Below are 13,920 nucleotides of genomic sequence, written 5' to 3'. Positions count from 1 at the left end.
AATGGCTAAGAAAGACTTAAAATATTTAAGAAATATAGGTATAATGGCTCACATTGACGCCGGAAAAACAACTACTTCCGAGCGTATTTTGTATTATACTGGTTTGTCTCACAAAATTGGTGAAGTACACGATGGAGCCGCTACTATGGACTGGATGGAGCAAGAGCAGGAAAGGGGTATTACCATTACTTCTGCTGCCACTACCACTACGTGGAAATATCCAACCCTTCAGGGCCAGGCTTTACCTAACACCAAGGACTATCAGGTCAATTTGATCGATACTCCCGGTCACGTGGATTTTACCGTAGAGGTAGAAAGATCCCTTCGTGTTTTGGATGGTGCTGTAGCTTTGTTCTGTGCAGTGTCAGGTGTAGAACCTCAGTCCGAAACAGTTTGGAGACAAGCTGACAAATACCACGTTCCAAGAATCTGCTTTGTAAACAAAATGGATCGTGCGGGAGCTGATTTTTTTAATGCCGTAATTGAAATTAAAGATAAATTGGGTGCTAAACCTGTTCCTCTTCAAATTCCTATTGGAGCTGAAGATTCGTTCAAGGGTGTAGTTGATCTTATTACCAATCAGGCCATCGTATGGAATGAAGAAGATCAAGGAATGACTTACAAGGTCATTGATATTCCTGAAGATCTTAAAGAGACTGTTTCTGAATACAGACAAAGTCTGATCGAGCAGGTAGCTTCTTATGATGATGAATTGATGGAGAAATTCTTTGAGGATGAAGATTCCATCACCAAAGAAGAAATGATGGAGGCCATTAGAAAGGCCGTTATCAATATGGATTTCTCTCCTGTTCTTTGTGGTTCTGCCTTTAAAAATAAAGGAGTTCAGGCCCTATTGGACGCTGTGATGGCTTATTTGCCTTCACCATTGGATTTACCTCCTGTAAAAGGAACAAATCCTGATACTGAAGAGGCTGTTTTAAGACACCCGGACAGTGATGAACCTTTTGCTGCTTTAGCATTTAAAATTGCTACTGATCCATTTGTGGGTCGTTTGGCTTTTATGCGAGTATATTCAGGTAAATTGGATTCAGGTTCTTACGTTTACAACTCAAGAACAGGTAAAAAAGAAAGAATATCAAGATTGCTACAAATGCACTCTAACAAGCAAAACCCTATTGATAAGGTTGAAGCTGGAGACATTTGTGCCGGTGTTGGTTTTAAAGATATTAAAACAGGAGATACACTTTGCGATGAGAAGAGCAAAGTTATTCTAGAGGAAATGACTTTCCCTGAGCCTGTTATTGGTTATGCAATTGAGCCTAAAACACAAGCAGATGTTGATAAATTAGGTATGGCGATAGCCAAGCTTGTTGAGGAAGATCCTACTCTACATGTAAATACTGACCATGAAACAGGTCAGGTTATTCTGAGAGGTATGGGAGAACTTCACCTTGAAATTATCATTGACAGACTTAAGCGTGAGTTTAAAGTTGAGATCAACCAAGGTGCTCCTCAGGTGGCTTACAAAGAAGCTCTTTTTGCAAGTGTTGAACACAAAGAAGTGTACAAGAAGCAGACGGGTGGTAAAGGTAAATTTGCAGACATTGTGTTTGAACTCGGACCAAAAGAAGCAGATGAAGAAACCGGAGAGATCAAGCCTGGATTGGATTTTGTGAATGGTATCGTTGGGGGGGTAATTCCTAGAGAATTTATTCCTTCTATTCAGAAGGGCTTTGCGGAGTCTATGAAAAATGGACCATTGGCAGGATATCCTGTTGAAGCGATGAAAGTAAGGTTGTTTCATGGTTCTTTCCATGATGTGGATTCAGATGCAGTGTCATTTGAAATGGCAGCAAGATTAGGTTTCAAAGAAGCAGCCAAAAAATGTAAGCCTCAATTATTGGAGCCGATCATGGCTGTAGAAGTAGTTACTCCTGAAGAGTATACAGGACCTGTTACAGGTGACTTAAACCGTAGAAGAGGTTTGATGAAAGGAATGGATACTAAGGGTGTTTCTTCTGTGATCAAGTCATCCGTTCCATTGTCAGAATTGTTTGGCTATGTAACAGATTTGAGAACCATTTCATCCGGTAGGGCATCTGCCTCACTTACTTTCTCACATTATGACCCTGTTCCTAACAATATTGCCGAGGCTATTATTGCTAAAGTAAAAGGGGAGAAGGCTTAAAATAATCGAACATGAATCAAAAAATCAGAATAAAATTAAAGTCATACGATCATAGCCTGGTGGACAAGTCATCAGAGAAAATCGTGAAAGCTGTAAAATCTACAGGTGCAGTGGTTGTGGGTCCAATTCCACTTCCAACGAAGAAAGAGAAATTTACTGTTTTGAAATCTCCACACGTTAATAAAAAGGCGAGAGAGCAATTTCAGTTGTGTACTTATAAGAGATTGGTTGATATCTACTCTAATAGTTCTAAAACAGTAGATGCATTGATGAAAATTGAACTTCCTAGTGGAGTTGATGTTGAAATCAAGGTGTGATCTTCCTAATTCAAACGAGTAAAAACCTATACCGGAAACGGTATAGGTTTTTTTTTGAGCAAATTTTTTGTTTTGTTTTTTTCAGGACTTGAAATTTTCAACTGTTCAAAGCGCTTTACTAAGCTAATTGTTTGAAAATATTCATGTTGCAGTTTGATACCTGAAATTAAATTGCTAACTTTGCAATCCTTTAAAGGGGACAGGTGTGTATACACTTGTGAATCATTGTATATCATATATCCAAAGATGTCTGGAATAATAGGTAAGAAAATCGGAATGACTAGTATTTTTAGTGCCGATGGACGAAATGTCGCATGCACGTTAATAGAAGCTGGTCCTTGCGTAGTTACGCAAGTAAAAAATGTAGAAACAGACGGGTACAACGCTGTACAGTTGTCTTATGGTGAGCGTAAGGAAAAAAATACGCCCAAGCCATTAATCGGCCATTTTAAAAAGGCCGGTACGACTCCAAAGCAGAAAGTTGTTGAGTTTAGGGATTTCAGAGTGGAATTCGAAGGTCAGGTTGACATGGGTAAAACTGTGGTATCTGACAAGATCTTTGTTGAGGGCGATTTTATTGATGCCATAGGAACATCTAAAGGAAAAGGTTTCCAGGGTGTTGTTAAGCGTCATGGTTTTGCTGGTGTTGGTGGGGCTACTCACGGTCAGCATAACAGACAACGTCATCCAGGTTCTATCGGTGCTTGCTCTTGGCCCTCAAGGGTTTTTAAAGGCATGAGAATGGCAGGAAGAACCGGTGGTAACAGGGTCAAAGTACTTAACTTAAAAGTACTTAAAATATATCCTGAAAAGAACTTGCTATTAGTTAGTGGTTCTATACCGGGAGCCAAAAATTCTTTTGTGATTCTAGAGAAGTAATAAGATGGAATTAGCAATATTAAAACAAACCGGTGAAGATACCGGAAGGAAGATCACGCTCTCTGAAGATATTTTCGCTGTAGAGCCGAATGATCATGCCATATACTTGGATGTTAAACAGTATTTGGCCAATAGAAGACAAGGAACGCATAAATCTAAGGAAAGAGCTGAAATTGCAGGTTCTACCAAAAAGATTAAAAAGCAAAAAGGTACGGGTAGTGCTCGAGCAGGGTCTATCAAATCTCCAATTTTCAGAGGAGGAGGAAGAGTTTTTGGGCCAAAGCCAAGAGACTATTCTTTTAAGTTAAATAAAAAATTGAAGCAGGTTGCCAGAAAATCTGCCTTGACTTACAAAGCCAAAGAAAACGGCTTGGTAATTTTAGAAGATTTGGTTTTTGATGCACCTAAGACCAAAGATTATATCAATCTATTGGCTAAGTTATCTTTATCTGATAAAAAGACTTTGTTAGTAGTTGGTGAAAATAATCCAAATGTTTATTTGTCTTCGAGGAATGTACAAAAAGCTAAAGTAAGGATATTCAGTGAGTTGAACACTTACGAACTTCTTGATGCTGATAGTTTAGTTCTTTGCGAAGGTGCAGTAAGTAAGTTAGAAACCCTTTTATCGAAGTAAAATCATGGATATATTAAAAAGACCTTTAATTACAGAAAAGATCTCAGCCATGAACGAACGTGGGGTATATGGTTTTGTGGTTGAAAAAACTGCAAAAAAGCCTCAAATAAAAGATGCTGTAGAGAAAATGTACGGTGTCAAGGTGGTTGAAGTACGCACCATGCGCTATGCTGCAAAGAAAAAGACGAGGTACACCAAAGCAAAGATTGTTTCTGGTTATACCAACACTTTCAAAAAGGCAATGGTACAGGTAGCAGAAGGAGAAATCATTGATTTTTACGGAGAAATTTAATTGAATCAGAGCAATGGCAGTTAAAAAATTAAAACCTGTAACTCCTGGTACCCGTTTTAGAGTGGCGCCTTCATTTGATGAAATCACCACATCTAAGCCGGAGAAAAGCCTTTTGGCACCTTTGAAGAAAAGCGGTGGCAGGAATCATAGTGGTAAAATGACCTCCAGATATTTGGGAGGTGGACATAAAAAAAGACTTAGGATTGTCGATTTCAAAAGAAATAAAGAAGGCATTCCTGCAGTAGTGAAGACAATAGAATACGATCCAAACAGAACGGCAAGGATAGCTTTGTTGTTTTACAAGGATGGTTCTAAAGCCTATATGATTGCTCCTGAGGGGCTTGAAGTTGGGCAGACAGTAATCACTGGAGAAGGTGCAAGTCCTGAAGTAGGCAATACATTGTATTTGAAAGATATTCCTTTAGGTACTATCATTCATAACATTGAGCTTAAACCTGGTAAAGGTGGAGCCATGGCTAGAAGTGCCGGCGGATATGCCCAACTTTTGGCTAGGGAAGGAAAATACGTTACCCTAAAATTGCCTTCTGGCGAAATGAGAGTGGTTTTGGGTTCATGTAAAGCTACAATTGGTACTGTTTCCAATGGTGACCATATGAACGTAGTACTAGGAAAAGCCGGTCGTAAGAGATGGCTAGGAAGAAGACCTCGCACTAGAGGTGTGGCGATGAACCCTGTCGATCACCCAATGGGTGGTGGTGAAGGCCGTTCTTCAGGTGGTCACCCACGATCTAGAACAGGCTTATTGTCTAAAGGCAAGAAGACTCGTTCGCCTAAAAAGTACTCCAATAAATTTATCATTAGCAGAAGAACTAAGTAAACATGGCACGTTCGTTAAAAAAAGGCCCATATATAGAGCACCATTTGTTAAAAAAAGTGGATGTCATGAACGAATCTGGGAAGAAATCTGTGATCAAGACCTGGTCCAGGAGGTCAATGATTTCTCCGGATTTTGTAGGACTAACCTTTGCAGTGCATAATGGAAACAAGTTTATCCCTGTATTTGTGACTGACAATATGGTTGGACATAAACTAGGTGAATTTGCACCTACTAGGAATTTCCGTGGACACATTGCCAAAAAAGATAAAGGAAAGAGATAATCATGGAAGCTATAGCAAAATTAAACAATGTTCCTACCTCTCCCAGAAAGATGCGTCTGGTTGCGGATCTAGTAAGGGGAAAAAAAGTTGGTCAGGCATTAAGCATCTTGAAATTTACGCCTAATCACGGATCTATCAGGCTTGAAAAATTATTGTTATCCGCTATTGCCAACTGGCAAGCGAAAAACCCTGATGAAAAGCTTGAAGATGCCGATTTGTATATAAAGACCATCTCTGTAGATGGAGGTAGGATGTTAAAAAGGCTTAGACCTGCACCTCAGGGTAGAGCTCATAGAATCCGTAAAAGATCAAATCATGTAACGCTAGTAGTAGACTCCGTAGAAGGAGATGTTACCGCTGATATTGTTGAATCAAATGAAAAAGTAAACTAAAATATGGGACAAAAAGTTAACCCAATTGGTTTAAGGCTTGGTATCATTAAGGGGTGGGACTCTAATTGGTATGGAGGACGCGATTTCGCTGATAAGCTTTATGAAGACCAGAATATCAGAAAGTACGTCTTTGCCAGAATACCCAAAGGAGGTATTTCCAAGGTAATTATTGAAAGGACTCTAAAGAGGATTACCCTAACCATACAAACTGCCCGTCCAGGTGTAGTAATTGGTAAAGGAGGATCTGAGGTAGACAAGCTTAAGGAAGAACTTAAGAAAATTACAGATAAAGATATTCAAATCAACATATTTGAAATCAAACGTCCTGAATTAGATGCTAAGTTAGTAGGTGAGTCGATTGCCCAGCAATTGGAAGCCAGGATTTCTTTTAGGAGAGCGATGAAGCAATCCATTGCTGCTACCATGAGAGTAGGAGCTGAAGGAATCAAAGTAAAACTTTCCGGAAGATTAGGTGGTGCTGAAATGGCCAGATCTGAAATGTACAAAGAAGGTAGAATTCCTTTGCACACTATTCGTGCAGATGTGGATTATGCGCTTTCTGAAGCACAAACTGTCTATGGTAAAATAGGTATCAAAGTTTGGATTTTCAAAGGTGAAGTATACGGTAAAAGAGACTTGTCTCCAAACGCCGGGCTAAGCAATGATTCCAAAGGAAATGCTCCTTCTGGCAACAGAAGAAGAAGAGAAGGTGGGCCTAAGAGAAGAAAAAGAAACAACTAAAAATCCTTAACTGAGCAATCATGTTACAGCCAAGAAGAACGAAATTTAGAAAAATGCATAAAGGGAGGATCAAAGGAATTGCCCAAAGAGGTCATACTTTGGCCTTTGGTAATTTTGGCATCAAATCCCTTGAGCCTGGATGGATCACTTCGAGACAAATAGAAGCTGCCCGTATTGCAATGACAAGAGCAATGAAAAGGGAAGGACAAGTTTGGATCCGAATATTTCCAGATAAACCGATCACTAAAAAGCCTGCAGAGGTAAGGATGGGTAAAGGTAAAGGAGCTCCTGAGTACTGGGTAGCAGTTATCAAGCCGGGAACAATCCTTTTTGAAGCTACTGGTGTTTCTGTGGAAGTTGCACAGGAAGCCCTTAGATTAGCACAACAAAAGCTTCCTGTAAGTACAAAATTTATCGTACGTAGAGATTACGTTGGATCATAAGCTGATGAAAAATTCTGAAATCAACGCTCTAAATGAGAGCGAAATAAAATCCCGCATTGAAGCGGAGAGGGAGAACTTGACAAAATTACGTTTTGCTCATGCCATATCCCCTATAGAGAATCCAAATAGAATAAGAGAATCAAGGCGTTTGGTTGCTAGGTTGAATACATTTTTACGAGCCAAACAACTAGCTAAATAAGAAACAAAATGGCTACTACAGATAGAAACCTTCGTAAAGAAAGAATAGGAAAGGTAGTTAGCAACAAAATGGATAAGTCCATAACCGTAGCGGTAGAGCGTAGAGTAAAACACCCTATTTACGGTAAATTTGTTGGTAAAACTACCAAATTCATGGCTCATGACGAAAACAATGATTGTAAGCAAGGAGACTTGGTGAAAATCAGTGAGACTCGTCCGCTGAGTAAGAGCAAACGTTGGAGATTGGTTGAAATAATAGAAAGGGCATTATAAATCATGATACAGCAAGAATCCAGATTAAGTGTAGCGGATAATTCAGGTGCGAAAGAAGTACTTGTAATCCGTGTTTTGGGAGGTACCAAAAGAAGGTATGCCTCTATTGGAGATAAGGTTGTAGTCACTGTGAAATCAGCCCTATCATCCAGTAATATGAAAAAAGGTACCGTTTCTAAAGCGGTAATTGTAAGGACTAAAAAAGAAGTCCGCAGAAAAGATGGTTCGTATATTCGATTTGAAGACAATGCGGCTGTGCTTTTAAATAACAATGACGAACCTAGAGGAACCCGTATTTTCGGCCCAGTTGCCAGGGAACTTAGGGAAAAGCAGTTTATGAAAATTGTATCGTTAGCCCCTGAAGTATTGTAATCATGGAAAGAAAATTTAATAAACAACCCAAATTGCATATCAAAACCGGAGATACCGTATTGGTAATCGCAGGAGATGATAAAGGCAACAAAGGTAAGATCCTTTCTGTTGACCGAGCCAAAAGAAGAGCAATCGTAGAAGGTTTGAATATGGTAACCAAACATATCAAACCAACCACAAACTCTCCTCAAGGCGGTATAGAAAAGAAAGAGGCGCCCATCCATATCAGTAACCTTAAGTTAGTAGATCCTAAAAGTGGAGAAGCTACTAGAATAGGTAGAAAAAAGGATGAGGACGGAAAATTAGTAAGGTACTCTAAGAAAACCGGGGAGGTGATCAATGGCTAAACCTAGATTAAAAGAAAAATTCGATAGCGAAATCAAGTCTGAATTGAAAGATAAATTTCAATTTCAGAGTGTGATGGAAGTTCCTAAGTTGACCAAAATTGTATTGAACAAAGGTATTGGTGCAGCTGTAGCAGACAAAAAACTCGTAGATCAAGGTGTTGAAGAACTTACTTTGATTACCGGTCAGAGAGCTGTTGCAACCAAAGCAAAAAATTCTATCTCTAACTTTAAGTTGAGAGATGGAATGCCTATCGGTGCAAAAGTGACACTTAGAGGATATAAAATGTATGAATTCCTTGATCGTTTGGTAAGTATCGCACTTCCAAGGGTTAGGGACTTTAAAGGCATTTCTGACAAAGGTTTTGATGGAAGAGGAAATTATACTTTGGGCGTAACAGAACAAATTATTTTCCCTGAAATCAGTATTGAGAAAGTCAACAGGATTTCTGGTATGGACATCACTTTGGTGACTACCGCAAAAACTGATGAAGAGGCACATGCATTGTTGAAGTCTCTGGGAATGCCATTCGTAAATAACAATAAAGAAGCATAATCATGGCAAGAGAATCGATAAAAGCCCGCGAAAGAAAAAGAGAACGCATGGTGGCCAAGTATGCCCAAAAGCGCGCGGAACTTAAAGCAGCAGGTGACTACGAAGCATTGGATAAACTTCCAAAAAATGCTTCACCAGTAAGACTTCACAATCGTTGCAAACTTACCGGCCGTCCGAAAGGATATATGAGAAAATTTGGAATCAATCGGGTTACTTTTAGAGAAATGGCTTCTGCTGGTAAAATTCCGGGTGTAACCAAGTCTAGCTGGTAAAAATTATATAATAGTTTTTATTCTTAATTTCATTGTGTAACTTTGCAGGCCCGTTAGGGTTTTGTAGTTAGACTAATACAAATATGACTGATCCAATAGCTGATTATCTAACCAGGTTGAGGAATGCCATTAAGGCAACTCACCGGATAGTAGAAATACCTGCTTCTAACATGAAAAAAGAACTTACTAAAGTTCTTCATGACAAAGGGTACATTCAGAATTATAAATTTGTTGAAGATGGACCACAGGGAACTATCAAAATAGCCCTGAAGTACAATCCTCAAACAAAAGTTAATTCCATTGTAAACCTTACAAGAGTAAGTAAGCCAGGTTTAAGAAAATATGTAGATAAAGAATCTCTTCCTAGAGTAATCAATGGTTTGGGAATTGCAATTCTTTCTACCTCAAAAGGAGTGATGACTGACAAAGAAGCCCGAGTTGAAGGAATTGGTGGCGAAGTGCTTTGTTACGTTTATTAATAAATTGATATGTCTAGAATAGGTAAAAAACCGATAAATCTACCTGCGGGTGTGACTGTAGACGTTGCTGATCATAATCAGGTAACTGTTAAAGGTCCCAAAGGTACGCTGACTCAGGATGTTCATCCTGATTTTGCAGTAGGAAATGAAGAAGGTAACTTGGTCATTAAAAGACCAACGGACTCTAAACGCCATAAATCATTGCATGGACTTTATCGTTCATTGCTAAACAATATGGTGATAGGTGTAAGCGAAGGTTACAAAAAAGAATTGGAACTGGTAGGTGTGGGTTATAAAGCCACAAATCAAGGTCAAGTTCTTGAGCTTTCTCTGGGATATTCACATAACATCTTTTTGATGGTCCCTGAAGAAGTTGCTGTCAAAACAGAAACCCCTAAAGGTAAAAACCCTTTGGTTACTTTAGAGAGTATCGACAAAGAATTAATTGGTCAGGTAGCTGCTAAAATAAGATCACTACGTAAAGTTGAACCTTTCAAAGGTAAAGGTGTAAGGTTTGTAGGAGAAATTATTAGACGTAAAGCTGGTAAAACTGCCGCTAAAAAATAATTAGAAGATGGCTTTCAAGAAAAAAACTAGAAGACTGAGAATTAAGAGAGGTATCCGAAGAAAAATTTCAGGTACTGATGCCAGGCCAAGACTTTCTGTGTTCAAAAGTAACACAGGAATATACGCACAATTGATTGACGATTTGAAAGGTCAAACTCTTGCAGCAGCTTCATCCAAAGAATTGGGTGCTAAAAAGAATGTAAATGTATCTGTTTCTAAAGAAGTTGGTAAAAAATTAGCTGAGAAAGCTGTTTCCAATGGGTTGAACGAAGTTGTTTTTGACAGAAGTGGATATCTTTATCATGGAAATGTAAAAGCTTTGGCAGAAGGTGCCAGAGAAGGAGGCCTTAAATTTTAATCATTATGTCCCAAGTAAGTAAAAGACCCATCAGGGCTACAGATACAGAATTAACCGAAAAAGTTGTTGCCATCAATCGTGTAGCAAAGGTTGTGAAAGGTGGACGTAGATTCTCCTTTTCTGCAATCGTTGTTGTTGGTGATGGTAATGGAGTCGTTGGTTATGGCTTAGGTAAAGCCAATGAGGTAACAGATGCCATAACCAAAGGTATAGAAGATGCTAAGAAGAATTTGATTAAAGTTCCATTGCTTAAAGGTACTATCCCACACGAACAGTTGGGTAAGTATGGTGGCGGATTGGTTTTGATTAAACCTGCTGCCCCTGGTACTGGAGTATTGGCCGGTGGTTCTATGCGTGCCGTATTGGAAAGTGCTGGATATACAGACATTCTTGCCAAATCTAAAGGTTCTTCCAACCCACACAATGTGGTAAAAGCGACAATTGAAGCGCTTATGAAATTGAGAGATGCTATTGCTGTTTCTCAACAGAGAAGGGTAAAAATTTCTAAAGTTTTTAACGGTTAGGAAAATGGCAAAACTACAAATCACTCAAATACGGAGTACAATCAATAGACCAAAATCTCAAAAAGCTACCATTACTGCTTTGGGATTAGGCAAGATCAACAAAACTGTAGAGAAAGAAAATACTCCACAGTTACAAGGTATGATCCAAAAAATTAGCCATCTAGTTAAGGTACAAGAAGTTTAAAATTGACCGGCTTTGAAGTTGTTCAATTTTTAAACCAATCGAAAATCTAAGTAAAATGAAATTACATACATTAAAACCAGCGGAAGGCTCCACAAAAACCAGAAAAAGGATCGGTAGAGGTCAAGGATCTGGAAGAGGAGGTACGTCCACTAAAGGTCATAAAGGTGCGAAATCCAGATCTGGTTACAAAACCAAACTAGGTTTTGAAGGTGGTCAAATGCCTCTTCAACGTAGGGTGCCAAAATTTGGATTTACCAATCACAATAGGGTTGCCTATCAAGCCGTAAATCTTGATACTATCGAAGAATTAGCTGCTAAGCTTAATATTGATAGTATAGATTTTGATGTTTTACATGAAAATGGCTTAGTTTCCAAAAAAGATCTTGTAAAAGTCCTAGGAAGAGGCGAACTTACTTCGAAATTAAATGTAAGTGCCCACAGTTTCTCTGCTAGTGCCATAGCGGCGATTGAAAAAGTTGGAGGATCTGTAAATAAGATTTAATACATGAAAAAGTTTATTACAACAGTAAAGAACATCTTTTCGATTGAGGATTTAAGAATCAGAATCTTAAATACAATTGGTTTGCTAATTGTTTTTAGAATTGGATCCTTTGTCGTCTTACCAGGTGTTGATCCAAGTCGCCTTGGAGAGGCTGCCTCTGGTATATTCGGATTGATTGATACCTTTTTAGGTGGTTCTTTCAGTAGGGCGTCCATTTTTGGCTTGGGTATCATGCCCTATATATCTGCTTCAATTGTTTTGCAATTGTTGACTGTTGGCGTACCTTATTTTCAAAAATTACAAAAAGAAGGTGAATCCGGTAGGAAGCGAATCAATCAAATCACCAGAGTGCTAACCATTTTAATAACCTTGGCTCAAGGCGTTGGCTATATTACTGCTACGATTCCTGACGAAGCCATTGTTATTAACAAGACCCTTTTCATGACATCTGCCCTTGTCTTATTGACTGCCGGAACCATGTTCTGTATGTGGATAGGTGAGAAGATTACTGAAAAAGGAATTGGTAATGGGATTTCCATGTTGATCATGATTGGTATTATTTCTGCGCTGCCTGGAGCTATTATTTCTGAGAGTTTATCTAAAGGTGGCGGAGGTATTTTATTATTGCTTCTTGAAGCTGTCATTCTATTCTTTGTTGTTGTAGGTGTTGTAGCGCTTACGGAAGCAGTAAGAAGAATTCCAGTGCAATATGCCAAGCAAGTAGTTGGGGGTAAAGTTTATGGTGGACAACGTCAGTACATACCTATTAAGGTAAATGCTTCTGGTGTAATGCCAATTATTTTCGCCCAATCATTGATGTTCTTGCCTGCTTTGATTGCTCAAATATGGGCTGAAGACAGTGATATTGCATCTTACATTGGTACTACCTTTAGTGATTTCACCTCTTGGCAATACAATCTTGTCTTTGCTGTAATGATTGTTCTTTTCACGTTTTTCTATACTGCCATTACCGTTAACCCGGAACAAATTGCAGAAGATATGAAAAGAAACGGCGGCTTTGTTCCCGGAATCAAACCTGGTGGACCAACAGCCGATTTCATTGACAATATAATTTCTAGGATTACTTTACCAGGATCTATATTGCTAGCCCTTGTAGCCATTATGCCGGCTTTCGCCATCATAGCAGGAGTTAGTAGTGAGTTTGCTCAATTTTATGGAGGTACCTCATTGTTGATTATGGTAGGAGTTATCTTGGATACACTTCGACAGATAGAAAGTTACTTGTTGATGAGACATTACGAAGGCATGATGAAAAGTGGAAACATGAAAAATGATCCTTCAAGTTATGCAGTGGCTTAAATATGATACAGTTTAAGTCTGAAGAAGAAATTGAAATAATAAAAGAAAGTGCGCTGATTTTAGGAAAAGCGCACGGTGAAGTAGCCAAACATGTGAAAGAAGGGGTAAAGACCTCTTTTTTAGATAAAATTGCTGAAGAATATATCCGGGACAATAAGGCCATTCCTTCCTTTAAAGGATACAATGGTTTCCCGGCTTCACTTTGTATTTCTGTGAACGAAGTTGTTGTTCACGGATTTCCAAGTCAATATCAATTGAAAGATGGCGATATAATCTCAATAGATTGTGGAGTCTTTCACCAAGGTTTTCATAGCGATTCCGCTTATACTTACCCTGTTGGTGAAGTTTCTCCCAAAACGATTGCACTTTTAAAAGCTACAAAGGAATCCCTTTATTTAGGGATAGAAAAAGCGGTTTTTGGTAACCGTGTTGGTGATATCGGTAATGCAATACAAAAATTTGTAGAAGCAAAAGGATATACTGTTGTTAGAGAATTAGTAGGTCATGGAGTTGGTAAGCAGCTGCACGAATCTCCTGAAGTTCCCAATTGGGGGAAAAGAGGGAGTGGGGCCAAGCTTAAAGGAGGGATGGTTATAGCAATAGAGCCAATGGTTAACCTGGGTACTCGTAATGTGGTTCAAGAAAGAGATGGCTGGACCATCAGGACTGCTGATAGAAAGCCTTCTGCGCATTATGAACACACCGTTGCGATACTAGAGGATAGAACTGAAATCTTGACAACACATCGTTTTATAGAAGAGAATTATAAATTTTAATTATGGCTAAACAAGCATCTATTGAACAGGACGGTACCATCGTTGAAGCATTGTCTAATGCAATGTTTAAGGTGGAACTTGAGAATGGTCACCAATTGATTGCACATATTTCCGGAAAGATGCGGATGAATTACATCAAAATTTTACCCGGGGATAAGGTTAAGTTAGAAATGTCCCCTTATGATCTTACCAAAGGTAGAATTGTCTATCGATACAAGTAAGGTAGTAG

The 13,920-nt window shown here is 38.9% G+C and carries 25 protein-coding genes; all 25 read left to right on the top strand.

Going from position 1 to position 13,920, the window contains the following annotated elements; all coding sequences use genetic code 11:
* Position 1: 1 nt before the first annotated feature.
* The 25 genes from fusA (at position 2) to infA (ending at position 13,912) form a co-directional block, all read left to right on the top strand.
* Complete coding sequence (fusA, locus tag Q4534_RS13130) at positions 2 to 2,149, top strand: elongation factor G (RefSeq protein WP_014020619.1); 2,148 nt, start codon at positions 2 to 4, stop codon at positions 2,147 to 2,149.
* An 11-nt stretch (positions 2,150 to 2,160) separates the two neighbouring features.
* Positions 2,161 to 2,466 carry a 30S ribosomal protein S10 gene (rpsJ, locus tag Q4534_RS13125; RefSeq protein WP_014020620.1) on the top strand — a complete coding sequence of 102 codons (306 nt, stop codon included), beginning with the start codon at positions 2,161 to 2,163 and terminating at the stop codon, positions 2,464 to 2,466.
* Between the two features lie 246 nt (positions 2,467 to 2,712).
* Positions 2,713 to 3,345, top strand: coding sequence for a 50S ribosomal protein L3 (rplC, locus tag Q4534_RS13120; protein WP_041934668.1), 633 nt, complete (start codon positions 2,713 to 2,715; stop codon positions 3,343 to 3,345).
* A 4-nt stretch (positions 3,346 to 3,349) separates the two neighbouring features.
* Positions 3,350 to 3,979 (top strand): 50S ribosomal protein L4, encoded by a 630-nt coding sequence (gene rplD / locus Q4534_RS13115; RefSeq protein ID WP_303613615.1) that lies wholly within the window; start codon positions 3,350 to 3,352, stop codon positions 3,977 to 3,979.
* A gap of 4 nt (positions 3,980 to 3,983) precedes the next feature.
* The gene (gene rplW, locus Q4534_RS13110; RefSeq protein WP_014020623.1) at positions 3,984 to 4,271 is read left to right on the top strand and encodes a 50S ribosomal protein L23; all 288 of its coding nucleotides are present in this window, start codon (positions 3,984 to 3,986) and stop codon (positions 4,269 to 4,271) included.
* A gap of 13 nt (positions 4,272 to 4,284) precedes the next feature.
* Entirely contained in the window at positions 4,285 to 5,109 is an 825-nt protein-coding gene (gene rplB / locus Q4534_RS13105) for a 50S ribosomal protein L2 (protein WP_014020624.1), read from the top strand.
* A 2-nt stretch (positions 5,110 to 5,111) separates the two neighbouring features.
* On the top strand, positions 5,112 to 5,390 hold the full coding sequence (gene rpsS / locus Q4534_RS13100; RefSeq protein ID WP_014020625.1) for a 30S ribosomal protein S19: 279 nt from the start codon (positions 5,112 to 5,114) through the stop codon (positions 5,388 to 5,390).
* A gap of 2 nt (positions 5,391 to 5,392) precedes the next feature.
* Positions 5,393 to 5,782: a 50S ribosomal protein L22 gene (gene rplV, locus Q4534_RS13095; RefSeq protein WP_014020626.1), complete on the top strand. Its 390-nt coding sequence runs from the start codon at positions 5,393 to 5,395 to the stop codon at positions 5,780 to 5,782.
* A gap of 3 nt (positions 5,783 to 5,785) precedes the next feature.
* Positions 5,786 to 6,523, top strand: a complete 738-nt coding sequence (gene rpsC / locus Q4534_RS13090) for a 30S ribosomal protein S3 (protein ID WP_014020627.1) — start codon at positions 5,786 to 5,788, stop codon at positions 6,521 to 6,523.
* Positions 6,524 to 6,543: 20 nt separating this feature from the next.
* Entirely contained in the window at positions 6,544 to 6,966 is a 423-nt protein-coding gene (gene rplP, locus Q4534_RS13085; protein WP_014020628.1) for a 50S ribosomal protein L16, read from the top strand.
* Between the two features lie 4 nt (positions 6,967 to 6,970).
* Entirely contained in the window at positions 6,971 to 7,165 is a 195-nt protein-coding gene (gene rpmC, locus Q4534_RS13080) for a 50S ribosomal protein L29 (protein ID WP_303613614.1), read from the top strand.
* An 8-nt stretch (positions 7,166 to 7,173) separates the two neighbouring features.
* Positions 7,174 to 7,437: a 30S ribosomal protein S17 gene (gene rpsQ / locus Q4534_RS13075; protein WP_303613613.1), complete on the top strand. Its 264-nt coding sequence runs from the start codon at positions 7,174 to 7,176 to the stop codon at positions 7,435 to 7,437.
* 3 nt (positions 7,438 to 7,440) lie between these two features.
* Positions 7,441 to 7,809: a 50S ribosomal protein L14 gene (gene rplN / locus Q4534_RS13070; RefSeq protein WP_014020631.1), complete on the top strand. Its 369-nt coding sequence runs from the start codon at positions 7,441 to 7,443 to the stop codon at positions 7,807 to 7,809.
* 2 nt (positions 7,810 to 7,811) lie between these two features.
* A complete protein-coding gene (rplX, locus tag Q4534_RS13065; RefSeq protein ID WP_014020632.1) occupies positions 7,812 to 8,156 on the top strand; it encodes a 50S ribosomal protein L24 in 345 nt (114 codons plus the stop codon).
* Positions 8,149 to 8,709: a 50S ribosomal protein L5 gene (gene rplE, locus Q4534_RS13060; RefSeq protein WP_303613612.1), complete on the top strand. Its 561-nt coding sequence runs from the start codon at positions 8,149 to 8,151 to the stop codon at positions 8,707 to 8,709. The genes rplX and rplE overlap by 8 nt, the downstream gene beginning before the upstream one ends.
* A 2-nt stretch (positions 8,710 to 8,711) precedes the next feature.
* A complete protein-coding gene (gene rpsN, locus Q4534_RS13055; RefSeq protein WP_303613611.1) occupies positions 8,712 to 8,981 on the top strand; it encodes a 30S ribosomal protein S14 in 270 nt (89 codons plus the stop codon).
* Between the two features lie 83 nt (positions 8,982 to 9,064).
* On the top strand, positions 9,065 to 9,460 hold the full coding sequence (gene rpsH, locus Q4534_RS13050; protein ID WP_303613610.1) for a 30S ribosomal protein S8: 396 nt from the start codon (positions 9,065 to 9,067) through the stop codon (positions 9,458 to 9,460).
* Positions 9,461 to 9,469: 9 nt separating this feature from the next.
* Positions 9,470 to 10,027: a 50S ribosomal protein L6 gene (gene rplF, locus Q4534_RS13045; protein ID WP_303613609.1), complete on the top strand. Its 558-nt coding sequence runs from the start codon at positions 9,470 to 9,472 to the stop codon at positions 10,025 to 10,027.
* A gap of 7 nt (positions 10,028 to 10,034) precedes the next feature.
* Positions 10,035 to 10,385 (top strand): 50S ribosomal protein L18, encoded by a 351-nt coding sequence (rplR, locus tag Q4534_RS13040; protein WP_014020637.1) that lies wholly within the window; start codon positions 10,035 to 10,037, stop codon positions 10,383 to 10,385.
* 5 nt (positions 10,386 to 10,390) lie between these two features.
* A complete protein-coding gene (gene rpsE / locus Q4534_RS13035) occupies positions 10,391 to 10,909 on the top strand; it encodes a 30S ribosomal protein S5 (RefSeq protein ID WP_014020638.1) in 519 nt (172 codons plus the stop codon).
* A gap of 4 nt (positions 10,910 to 10,913) precedes the next feature.
* Positions 10,914 to 11,093 (top strand): 50S ribosomal protein L30, encoded by a 180-nt coding sequence (gene rpmD / locus Q4534_RS13030; protein ID WP_014020639.1) that lies wholly within the window; start codon positions 10,914 to 10,916, stop codon positions 11,091 to 11,093.
* A 55-nt stretch (positions 11,094 to 11,148) separates the two neighbouring features.
* On the top strand, positions 11,149 to 11,595 hold the full coding sequence (gene rplO / locus Q4534_RS13025; protein ID WP_303613608.1) for a 50S ribosomal protein L15: 447 nt from the start codon (positions 11,149 to 11,151) through the stop codon (positions 11,593 to 11,595).
* Between the two features lie 3 nt (positions 11,596 to 11,598).
* Entirely contained in the window at positions 11,599 to 12,915 is a 1,317-nt protein-coding gene (gene secY, locus Q4534_RS13020) for a preprotein translocase subunit SecY (protein ID WP_303613607.1), read from the top strand.
* A 2-nt stretch (positions 12,916 to 12,917) separates the two neighbouring features.
* Positions 12,918 to 13,691 carry a type I methionyl aminopeptidase gene (gene map, locus Q4534_RS13015; RefSeq protein WP_303613606.1) on the top strand — a complete coding sequence of 258 codons (774 nt, stop codon included), beginning with the start codon at positions 12,918 to 12,920 and terminating at the stop codon, positions 13,689 to 13,691.
* Between the two features lie 2 nt (positions 13,692 to 13,693).
* The gene (infA, locus tag Q4534_RS13010; protein ID WP_014020643.1) at positions 13,694 to 13,912 is read left to right on the top strand and encodes a translation initiation factor IF-1; all 219 of its coding nucleotides are present in this window, start codon (positions 13,694 to 13,696) and stop codon (positions 13,910 to 13,912) included.
* Positions 13,913 to 13,920: the final 8 nt, after the last annotated feature.

This window comes from Cyclobacterium sp. 1_MG-2023 (assembly GCF_030546805.1).
Taxonomy (GTDB): Bacteria; Bacteroidota; Bacteroidia; order Cytophagales; family Cyclobacteriaceae; genus Cyclobacterium.
This window is presented reverse-complemented; position numbering and strand designations above follow the sequence as displayed.

Coding starts and splice junctions, on each gene's coding strand:
- fusA (WP_014020619.1), top strand. CDS start 2: ATGGCTAAGAAAGACTTAAAATATTTAAGAAATATAGGTATAATGGCT.
- rpsJ (WP_014020620.1), top strand. CDS start 2,161: ATGAATCAAAAAATCAGAATAAAATTAAAGTCATACGATCATAGCCTG.
- rplC (WP_041934668.1), top strand. CDS start 2,713: ATGTCTGGAATAATAGGTAAGAAAATCGGAATGACTAGTATTTTTAGT.
- rplD (WP_303613615.1), top strand. CDS start 3,350: ATGGAATTAGCAATATTAAAACAAACCGGTGAAGATACCGGAAGGAAG.
- rplW (WP_014020623.1), top strand. CDS start 3,984: ATGGATATATTAAAAAGACCTTTAATTACAGAAAAGATCTCAGCCATG.
- rplB (WP_014020624.1), top strand. CDS start 4,285: ATGGCAGTTAAAAAATTAAAACCTGTAACTCCTGGTACCCGTTTTAGA.
- rpsS (WP_014020625.1), top strand. CDS start 5,112: ATGGCACGTTCGTTAAAAAAAGGCCCATATATAGAGCACCATTTGTTA.
- rplV (WP_014020626.1), top strand. CDS start 5,393: ATGGAAGCTATAGCAAAATTAAACAATGTTCCTACCTCTCCCAGAAAG.
- rpsC (WP_014020627.1), top strand. CDS start 5,786: ATGGGACAAAAAGTTAACCCAATTGGTTTAAGGCTTGGTATCATTAAG.
- rplP (WP_014020628.1), top strand. CDS start 6,544: ATGTTACAGCCAAGAAGAACGAAATTTAGAAAAATGCATAAAGGGAGG.
- rpmC (WP_303613614.1), top strand. CDS start 6,971: ATGAAAAATTCTGAAATCAACGCTCTAAATGAGAGCGAAATAAAATCC.
- rpsQ (WP_303613613.1), top strand. CDS start 7,174: ATGGCTACTACAGATAGAAACCTTCGTAAAGAAAGAATAGGAAAGGTA.
- rplN (WP_014020631.1), top strand. CDS start 7,441: ATGATACAGCAAGAATCCAGATTAAGTGTAGCGGATAATTCAGGTGCG.
- rplX (WP_014020632.1), top strand. CDS start 7,812: ATGGAAAGAAAATTTAATAAACAACCCAAATTGCATATCAAAACCGGA.
- rplE (WP_303613612.1), top strand. CDS start 8,149: ATGGCTAAACCTAGATTAAAAGAAAAATTCGATAGCGAAATCAAGTCT.
- rpsN (WP_303613611.1), top strand. CDS start 8,712: ATGGCAAGAGAATCGATAAAAGCCCGCGAAAGAAAAAGAGAACGCATG.
- rpsH (WP_303613610.1), top strand. CDS start 9,065: ATGACTGATCCAATAGCTGATTATCTAACCAGGTTGAGGAATGCCATT.
- rplF (WP_303613609.1), top strand. CDS start 9,470: ATGTCTAGAATAGGTAAAAAACCGATAAATCTACCTGCGGGTGTGACT.
- rplR (WP_014020637.1), top strand. CDS start 10,035: ATGGCTTTCAAGAAAAAAACTAGAAGACTGAGAATTAAGAGAGGTATC.
- rpsE (WP_014020638.1), top strand. CDS start 10,391: ATGTCCCAAGTAAGTAAAAGACCCATCAGGGCTACAGATACAGAATTA.
- rpmD (WP_014020639.1), top strand. CDS start 10,914: ATGGCAAAACTACAAATCACTCAAATACGGAGTACAATCAATAGACCA.
- rplO (WP_303613608.1), top strand. CDS start 11,149: ATGAAATTACATACATTAAAACCAGCGGAAGGCTCCACAAAAACCAGA.
- secY (WP_303613607.1), top strand. CDS start 11,599: ATGAAAAAGTTTATTACAACAGTAAAGAACATCTTTTCGATTGAGGAT.
- map (WP_303613606.1), top strand. CDS start 12,918: ATGATACAGTTTAAGTCTGAAGAAGAAATTGAAATAATAAAAGAAAGT.
- infA (WP_014020643.1), top strand. CDS start 13,694: ATGGCTAAACAAGCATCTATTGAACAGGACGGTACCATCGTTGAAGCA.